This window comes from Pseudomonas sp. JC1203 (assembly GCF_056175065.1).
The window spans coordinates 273,583-280,669 of the sequence record NZ_JBWCAM010000006.1 but is presented as its reverse complement, the minus strand read 5'-3'; the positions used below and the strand labels follow the sequence as shown (position 1 = coordinate 280,669).

Here is a 7,087-nt window from a genome sequence, read left to right as displayed (position 1 = left end):
CGCGGGGGGGGGGGGGGCCGGGGGGGGGGGGGGGGGCCCCCACCCCCCCCCCCCCCCCCCCCCCCCCCCCCCCCGCCCGCGTCAGCGATTTCAGCCCTGCAGAAACTGCGCGAAGCTGACACCGGTGCCGTTCGGGCGCACGTCTTTCAGGAACGAATCCTTGTCGGCGCTCAGCTCCAGGCTCACCGTCGACTTGCGCTTGCCGGCGTTGCGCACCGTCAGGCCTTCCATGCGTTCGCGGAAGAACGCGGTAGGCACCTTCAGGTGCAGCAGCTGGTCGGTGGCCGGGGTGTGCATGAGCATGTGAATCCACTCATATTGGCCAACCGCCAGGCGCCCCATCGGAATGTCGAACCAGAAGATGTTGCGACGGGCGTCGTGCAGGGTGAAATGGCAGTTGTTGACACCAAGCACCGCGCCGCCGAGTTCTTTGTTGCGGCGCGCGATGGCCAGGGGTTTGTCGAGTTTCATAGAAGTCCTACGCAAATGAAGCGTCAGCGCCGTGGCTGAATACGCGGTGCATTCTCGGGGTAAACCGCGCAAACATAAAGGCAAACCTGACGCCCTGCCGCCAAAAGCGGGCAGGGCGCGGTTCTGACGTCAGCGGGGCAGGGCCTTGCTCAGCTCGGAAGTGGCGCCATCCGGGCTTGTGGCGGTGGCCGTGAACGAGCGGTTGGGCTCTTTCACGTCCAGCGGGAAGCTGAAGTTGGCCACGCCGCGGCCGTTGGTGGACACGTACACCTCGCCGAGGAAGTTGGCCGCTTCGGTCTCGGTAGGCTTGATGTTGCCAAACACTTCCACGCGGTAGCGGCTGTTGGGCTCGCCGCTGACTTCACCGTGCAGGCGGCCGGCAGCGATGGCCCGCAGTTTGGGCGCCGGCTGGTTGTGGTTGGGCAGTTGCTGGCAGTCCACCACCGGGGCACCCTTGGCCGCGCAGATCACCGCCTTGCCGGCTTCGACGCCAGCGCCGCGGTTGCCCACGAAGCTGGCGTTGTCCGGGCCAGGCACGCCGAAGACGATGGCGCCGGTGCGTTGGGTGGGGATGCACGAACCGCCGCTCTGGCAACGCTTCACGTCCTGGCTGTTGTCCCAGATGCGGTTGGCGGTCAGGCGGGTGTTGTGGCTCACGGCTTCAGGGCGCAGGGCAACGCCGATGCGGTTGCCGTGGATCAGGTTGCGGTCCAGCAGGTTGTCGGCGCCGGTAACGCTGATGCCGATGGAGTTGCCGATGAGCACGTTGCCACCCAGGTAGTTGCGGTCGCCGGCGTTGATCTGCACGCCGTCGGAGTAGCCCTCGAAGCGGTTGTGGGTCAGGGCGTTGTCGCTGGCCTGGAAGATTTCCACGCCCTGGGACGCCTCCGGGGTCAGCTTGTTGGCACGGAACAGGTTGTCGGCCAGCAGGTTGAACGCCGCGCCGCGGCTCAGCTCCAGGCCGTCGCCGTTGTCGATCAGCTGGTTGCGCAGAATACGGTTGTTGTTCGTAGTGTTCGCCGTGGCGTTGCCCTGGCCGTCGTCGCCGGTCAGCATGATGCCGGCGCCGCCGCGGTTGGCGATGATGCGGTTGTCATGCACGGCGTTGTTGCCGGCGCGGTTGAGCAGGATGCCGATACAGAAGTTGCGCACTTCCAGGCCGCTGATGTCCACGCCCTGGGTGTCGCGCACGCTCAGGCCGGGGTTGCTCAGGGTGCGCACGTTGGCGCCGGACTGGCCGGCCACCGCGCCCGGGCAGGCCTTGGCGGTGTCGCCCTGGACCAACGCCGAGCCGTCGATGGCAATGAAGTCGCCGCTGTGTTTCCACGCCGAACCCTCGATCACCACCGGGCCCTTGATGTCGGGCAGGGCCGAGGTGGGCTTGATCACGAAGGGCGCGCTGCCTACCGCCTGGATCTCGATGCGGTAGTGGCCGGGGTTCTGGTTGTTCTGCTCGATGGCCCAGCGCAGGGTGCCATCCTTGCCGTCGTCGGCGTAGCTGTTGACCACCAGGGTCTGCGGCGCATCCGCGGTCGCGGTCGGCTCGGCCGCGTGGGCGATGGCCACGGGCAGGGCGAGCAGCAGGGCTGCCAGTACGGGAGAAACACGCATGAGTATCGATTCCGGGAGAACACTGTTGTTTTTTCACGTTCGCCGGCTCGGTGGCGAAAACGCGGCATGAGTCTAATAAATGCAGAACGCGGTGTGTGGACGGTGCGGGTGGTTGCGGTCGATATTCGCCCAGTGCACTTCATCGGGTAAAGATAATTACCGAGAAATTTTTGAAACTCTGGGGCAAAGCGTTCAGTCAACCTTATGTCGACTTTAGACAGACACCTGTACTTTCCTGAAAGGAGAAATACCATGAGTGGCACTAAAGACAAAGTGAAAGGAATGGCCAACGAAGCGAAGGGCAACGTCAAGGAAGGCGCCGGCAAACTGGTGGGCAGCGACAAACTGCGTGCCGAAGGCGCTGCCGACAAGGCCAAGGGCAAAGTCCAGCAAACCATTGGCGAAGCCAAGGACAAGCTGAGCAAGCACTAATCGGTGTTCGCGCGGTCTGAGCCAATACAGCGGTCATCCTCGGATGGCCGCTGTGCTGTCTGGACACCGCCGGTAACCGTTCCAGGTTCGTGTTTCACGCTACATTGAGGTAAAACCTGTGCCCCCGAGTGCTTGGCCAGGCCGGCGTTTCACTCGTTGTAACCCTCCCCATGGCGGCGAAAGGAGACGCTAATGATTTTCCCGGAATTGCGTGAACTGAGTCTGCAGACAGTGTTGATGCGCACGGTGAAGGAATTCATCGATGACGAAATGTCCACGTACGCGTCGGCGCTGGCCTACCAGATGCTGTTTTCGCTGTTTCCCTTCATCCTCTTTCTGATTGCCCTGATCGGCTTCCTGCACCTGCCCGACTTCTTCTCGTGGCTGCGCCTGCAGGCCGAACTGGTACTGCCGCCCCAGGCGCTGGACTCGGTGAACCCGGTGATCGACCAGTTGCAACAGTCCAAGGGTGGGCTGTTGTCGTTCGGTATCGTCATTGCCCTGTGGACTGCCTCTGCGGGCGTGCGCTTGATGATGAGCGCCATGAACGCCGCCTACGACGTGGTGGAGGAGCGCCCGGTGTGGAAGCGTATCCCGCTGTCGATTTTCTACACCGTGGGCATCGCCGGCATGTTGCTGGCCGCCGCCGCGCTGATGGTGCTGGGGCCGCAGGTGATGGGCTGGCTGGCCGGGCAGATCGGCCTGGAAGACTTCATCGTGACGCTGTGGACCATCGCCCGCTGGCCGGTCATCGTCATCCTGATGATGATCGCCGTGGCGTTGATCTACTACGTGATGCCGGACGTGCGGCAGAAGTTTCGCTTCATTACCCCAGGCTCGGTGCTGGCGGTGGTGGTGTGGATCATCGCCTCGCTGGGCTTTGCCTTCTACGTCAAGACGTTCGCCAACTACAACGCCATGTACGGCAGCATCGGGGCGATCATCGTGCTGCTGCTGTATTTCTACATTTCCTCGGCGGTGCTGTTGCTGGGCGCCGAGATGAATGCGGTGATCGAGCACATGTCCGAGGAAGGCAAGGACCCGGGCCACAAGGAATTTCCCGAAGACGAAGCGCAAAGTGATAAAAAGCACGTTTCGGGTCTGGGCCGCGATCACTCGCTGAAACCGGACCCCGAGCAGGCTTGACCGGGAGAGTGGCCGCATCATGATTCACGACATCCTCAAAATGGGCGACGAACGCCTGCTGCGCGTGGCCCAGCCGGTGCCGGCGGAAATGTTCGGCAGCGCCGAGCTCGACCAGTTGATCGCCGACATGTTCCAGACCATGGAACACGTGGGCGGCGTTGGGCTGGCGGCGCCGCAGATCGGCGTCGACCTGCAGCTGGTGATCTTCGGCTTCGAGCGCAGCGAGCGCTATCCGGACGCCGAGGCCGTGCCGCAGACCATCCTCATCAACCCGCTGATTACCCCCCTGAGCCCGGCCACCGAAGAGGGGTGGGAGGGCTGCCTGTCGGTGCCGGGGTTGCGTGGGGTGGTGGACCGCTACGCGGCCATTCGCTATGAAGGCTTCGACCCGCAGGGGCAGCCGATCCAGCGCGTGGCCGAGGGCTTCCACGCGCGGGTGGTGCAGCATGAGTGCGATCACCTGATCGGCCGGCTGTACCCCTCGCGCATCACCGACTTCAGCCGGTTCGGGTTTACCGAGGTGCTGTTCCCGGGGCTGGATCCGGCGTCCGATGATTAACGCATTTTCCGTGTAGCAGCAACTGTCTTTGTGGGAGCTGGCTTGCCAGCGAGTTTTTAGCGCCTCAACAGCTCGCTGGCAAGCCAGCTCCCACAACAACGCCGTAAGCGGCCGCCAGGCCGCGTCCGGCGCCCCCCACTAATCCTTCGCTACCGCCACCGGCTTGATGAACCGCAAGGTCATGCGGTCCGACTCGCCGATGGCTTGGTATCTGGCCTTGTCCTTGTTGCCCAGCTTGTAGGTCGGCGGCAGGGTCCACACGCCTTGCGGGTAGTCCTTGGTGTCCTTGTGGTTGGCGTTGATCTCGCTTTGCCCCACCAGGGTGAAGCCGGCGTCGGTGGCCAGTTTGATCACGTATTCAGTGGGCAGGTAGCCGCTGCTCTTGATCTGGTCCACGGTCTCGCCAGGCTTGCCGCGGTGGTCCACCACGCCCAGGGTGCCGCCTGGTTTCAGCACCTGGTAGAAGCCCTGAAACATCGCCTTGGCGTTATCGGCCATCACCCAGTTGTGCACGTTGCGGAAGGTCAGCAGGGTGTCGGCCGAAGCGTCCGGGCCGAACCTGGGCGCCTTGGGGTCGAACGTCACCAACTGCGCCTTGCCGTAACGGGCGCTGTCGGCGTCGAACTTGCGCTTGAGCGTGTCGAAGCTGCCGGACGACTGCACCGCGGCTATGTAGGTGCCGCGGTCCTTGAGCAGCGGCGCCAATACCTCGCTGTACCAGCCGGTGCCGGGGGTTATCTCGATCACCGTCTGGTCCTGGCGCAGGCCGAAGAACTGCAGGGTCTGGCGCGGGTGGCGGTAGCGGTCGCGGGCACTGTTGGCCGGGTCGCGCCAGGTGCCCTTGAGCACGCTGGCGAAGGTCTTGTCGCTGATGGTGGACGGCGGCGCCACGGCCGCCAGGGTCAAGGCGAAGGCGGGGGCGGCGCACGCCAGGGCAATAGCCGCGAGCAACGGACGTTTCATGACGATCCCTGTAGGCGAAAAGACGATTCCCACAGCGTAGCAGCATCGCTCTTGTGGGAGCTGGCTTGCCAGCGAGGTTTCAGGGCGTCAACAGCCCGCTGGCAAGCCAGCTCCCACAAGAGCGATCAACGCCTTGTTGCGCTGGTAGCGCACCAGCCGGTCGGCCAGCGCCTGCGGCATATCCTTGGCCAACGCAAAACCCAGCCGCTGATAAAACGCCGTCAGCGCCGGGTCGCAGAACAGCCACACTGGCCCGTCCACGCTGGCCACCGCCTGTGTCACCAACTGCCGCGCCACACCCTGGCCGCGACAGGTGTCGGCCACCAGCAGCCCGGTCAGCCAATGGCCGTCGGCCACCGGCGTCAGGTTCAGCGCGGCAATGATCTCGCCGTCGCGCGCCACCCAGGCCTGGGCCGCCTTGTCGCCGCGCATGGCCGAGCGCTGCTCGCGGTAGAACTTGTTCAGCAGCGGCCACAGCGCTGGCGCCAGTGGCGCGTAGTCGATGCTCATGTTGCCGGCCAGCCGCCGCCCAGGGCGCGGTACAACTGCACGCGGTCGAGCGCTACCTGGGTGCTGCTGTTCACCAGTTCGCTCTGGTTCTGCAGGCGGATGCGCTGCACGTTGAGCACGTTGATGAAGTCGATGGCGCCCTGGCGGTAGCGCTCCTGGGCCACGTTCAGGGCCATGTCGTTCTGCCGTACGGCTTCGGCCAGCGCGGCATGGTGCTGCTGTTCGGCGCGGTAGTCGGTGAGGGCGTTGTCCACTTCATGCCAGGCACCCAGCACGGTCTTCTGGTAATTGAGCGCGGCTTCCTGCTGCTGGTGCTCGCGCAGCTGCAGGGTGCCGGTCAGGCGCCCGCCCTGGAAAATCGGCAGGTACAGGCTGGGGCCGTAGTTCCACTGCCGCGAGTTCCAGGCGCCGAAGTTGGAACCGTCCAGGGCCTGGAAACCGAAGCTGGCGCCCAGGCTGATGCGTGGGTAGAAGTCGGCCTTGGCCACGCCGATGGCGGCGGTGGCGCGGTGCAGCGCCGCTTCGCTGGCCTGGATGTCGGGGCGCCGTTGGGCCAGTTCCGAAGGCAGGCCCAAGGGCACGTCCGGCGCGGCAGCGGGCAGCGGTTTCGGTGTTTTCAACTCGTCGGCCAAAGCGCCCGGGGCCTCGCCCAGCAGGTAACTGAGGGCGTTGATCAGGCGGTCCTGTTGGGCCTGCAGCATGGGCAGCAGGGCTTCGATGCTGGCCACCTGGGCCGCCGAGTTGGCGGTGTCCAGGTGCGTGGTCACACCGTTTTCCAGGCGGGTCTGGGTCAGGTCGCGGCTGCGCTTGGCGATGTCGAGGTTCTGCTGGGCGACCTGCAATTGCGTCTGTACGCCGCGCAGTTTGAGGTAGTCGCTGGCGGTTTCGGCGCTGATGCTCAGCAGCACGCCATTGCGCTGCGCCTCGCTGAGAGCCACTTCGGCATCGGCGGCCTCGACTGCACGGCGCACATGGCCCCACAGGTCCACTTCCCAACTGGCGTCGGCGGCGCTGTTCCACATCTCGAACGGCGCCTTGCCGCTCAGGTTGGAAGGGTCGAGCAGGCTGACGGCGCTGTTGCGTTCGCGCTGGTAGCTGGCGCCAAGGGCCACGCCAGGCAGTTGCTGGGCGCCGCTGACCTGGCGCATGGCGCGGCTCTGCTCAAGCCGGTTGCTGGCAACGCGCACGTCGAAGTTGGCCTTGGCCGCGCGCTGCACCAGCGAGCTCAGCTGCGGGTCGCCCTGGGTCTGCCACCACTGGCTGTCGACTGCGGCGGCGGCCTGGGCCTGTTGCTGCCAGTGCGCGGGCAATTGTGGCTGGGGCTTATGGAAATCGGGGCCGACGCTGCAGGCACCGAGGCTGGCCATGGCCAGCGCAAGCAAGGGGCGTTTCATC

The 7,087-nt window shown here is 65.1% G+C and carries 8 protein-coding genes; 3 read left to right on the top strand and 5 right to left on the bottom strand.

From position 1 onward, the window contains the following. Positions 1–90: 90 nt before the first annotated feature. Positions 91–471: a hypothetical protein gene (locus AC0SZ7_RS12085; protein WP_475504605.1), complete on the bottom strand. Its 381-nt coding sequence runs from the start codon at positions 469–471 to the stop codon at positions 91–93. Positions 472–600: 129 nt separating this feature from the next. After that, positions 601–2,082 (bottom strand): right-handed parallel beta-helix repeat-containing protein, encoded by a 1,482-nt coding sequence (locus AC0SZ7_RS12080; RefSeq protein ID WP_475504604.1) that lies wholly within the window; start codon positions 2,080–2,082, stop codon positions 601–603. A gap of 252 nt (positions 2,083–2,334) precedes the next feature. On the opposite strand from AC0SZ7_RS12080, the gene AC0SZ7_RS12075 reads away from it, so the two are divergent. The 3 genes from AC0SZ7_RS12075 to def all read left to right on the top strand — a co-directional run bounded on the left by AC0SZ7_RS12075 (position 2,335) and on the right by def (position 4,219). Further along, positions 2,335–2,514, top strand: coding sequence for a CsbD family protein (locus AC0SZ7_RS12075; RefSeq protein WP_416426490.1), 180 nt, complete (start codon positions 2,335–2,337; stop codon positions 2,512–2,514). 192 nt (positions 2,515–2,706) lie between these two features. Continuing rightward, positions 2,707–3,660, top strand: a complete 954-nt coding sequence (locus tag AC0SZ7_RS12070) for a YihY/virulence factor BrkB family protein (protein WP_475504603.1) — start codon at positions 2,707–2,709, stop codon at positions 3,658–3,660. A gap of 19 nt (positions 3,661–3,679) precedes the next feature. Next, positions 3,680–4,219: a peptide deformylase gene (gene def, locus AC0SZ7_RS12065; RefSeq protein WP_475504602.1), complete on the top strand. Its 540-nt coding sequence runs from the start codon at positions 3,680–3,682 to the stop codon at positions 4,217–4,219. 138 nt (positions 4,220–4,357) lie between these two features. Here the strand turns inward: def and AC0SZ7_RS12060 are convergent, their stop codons facing one another. The 3 genes from AC0SZ7_RS12060 to AC0SZ7_RS12050 all read right to left on the bottom strand — a co-directional run bounded on the left by AC0SZ7_RS12060 (position 4,358) and on the right by AC0SZ7_RS12050 (position 7,086). Continuing rightward, positions 4,358–5,182 (bottom strand): class I SAM-dependent methyltransferase, encoded by an 825-nt coding sequence (locus AC0SZ7_RS12060; RefSeq protein WP_475504601.1) that lies wholly within the window; start codon positions 5,180–5,182, stop codon positions 4,358–4,360. A gap of 87 nt (positions 5,183–5,269) precedes the next feature. Then, entirely contained in the window at positions 5,270–5,692 is a 423-nt protein-coding gene (locus AC0SZ7_RS12055) for a GNAT family N-acetyltransferase (RefSeq protein WP_475504600.1), read from the bottom strand. Then, on the bottom strand, positions 5,689–7,086 hold the full coding sequence (locus AC0SZ7_RS12050) for an efflux transporter outer membrane subunit (RefSeq protein ID WP_475504599.1): 1,398 nt from the start codon (positions 7,084–7,086) through the stop codon (positions 5,689–5,691). The genes AC0SZ7_RS12055 and AC0SZ7_RS12050 overlap by 4 nt, the downstream gene beginning before the upstream one ends. Position 7,087 lies beyond the last annotated feature (1 nt).